Annotated in this window: 1 protein-coding gene and 1 pseudogene; both read right to left on the bottom strand. The window is 30.8% G+C overall.

All coding sequences use genetic code 11. The annotated features are described in order from the left end of the window. Window positions 1-152 precede the first annotated feature (152 nt). Complete coding sequence (locus tag KA845_RS12930) at window positions 153-908, bottom strand: sulfite exporter TauE/SafE family protein (protein WP_210128194.1); 756 nt, start codon at window positions 906-908, stop codon at window positions 153-155. Beyond that, a pseudogene (cstR, locus tag KA845_RS12935) lies at window positions 908-1,005 on the bottom strand (persulfide-sensing transcriptional repressor CstR); the annotation flags it as partial. The pseudogene cstR and the gene KA845_RS12930, both read right to left, overlap by 1 nt.

Below are 1,005 nucleotides of genomic sequence, written 5' to 3' on the forward strand. Positions count from 1 at the left end.
TGAGTATAACATATACGGTATAGGGGTATATACCATTTGACTTTTTTATTTTGTAGTGTACAGTGTTATTTTACTTGCTATATGAGAATGTTTTAACTTTATAAATAAGAAAGAGAAGTACAACTAATATTAGTTGTACTTCTCTTTCTTATTTATAAAACAATTTGAATAATTGCAATAATAATTAAAATACTGATAATCCACTTTTGTACAAAACTAGGGACCTTTTTACCTAATTTTAAACCTAACGGAGCGAAAATAATACTCCCTATTATTAAAAATAACGCATCTTCTAAAGGAATGTAACCTTGTATAAGTTTAATGATAAAGGCGCCAATTGAAGATATAAAAGCAATTACTATACTATTAGCAACTACCGTATTCATTGGTAATTTGAATAAAACTAGCAATATAGGAATAATAATAAAAGCGCCGCCTGCTCCAACTATACCTGAAATGATACCAACGAAAAGACCAACCATAACTAATAATGGTTTGTTAAAGGAAGACTGATTTAAATTCGGTTTTACGTTAATAAACATTAAAATTAATGCGAGTAAAGCAATGATAATATATATCGTATTTACAAATGCAGCATTAAATAAATTTGCTAGGAGTGCGCCTAACATGCTCCCTGTAATCATACCTCCACTCATATAAATAACTAATGGTGGGGAGAATTCTGTTTTTTTTCGCGCTTTTAATGACCCACTTAAAGTACTGAAAAAGACTTGACTGGAAGTAAGTCCTGATGCGATGTATGCACTGTATGCAGGAACGCCAAATAGTGGTGGTAATAATAAAATGGCTGGATAAATAATGATAGCACCACCTATACCTACTAGGCCCGAAATAAAGCCCCCGAACACCCCAATAAGTAACATCATAATAATAGTTGAAATATCCATTATTTACTTTTTACCAATAAGTTAACGGCTTCATTAATCAATTCTTCAGAATTTTCACCATTATCCTCTGCTGCTTTTACACATTCTATTAAATTTT

This window comes from Staphylococcus sp. GDX8P114P-2 (assembly GCF_017892945.1).
GTDB classification, from domain to species: Bacteria; Bacillota; Bacilli; order Staphylococcales; family Staphylococcaceae; genus Staphylococcus; species Staphylococcus arlettae.

Bases quoted from the DNA above. Each gene is read 5' to 3' on its own strand.
- KA845_RS12930 (WP_210128194.1), bottom strand. From the start codon at position 908: ATGGATATTTCAACTATTATTATGATGTTACTTATTGGGGTGTTCGGG.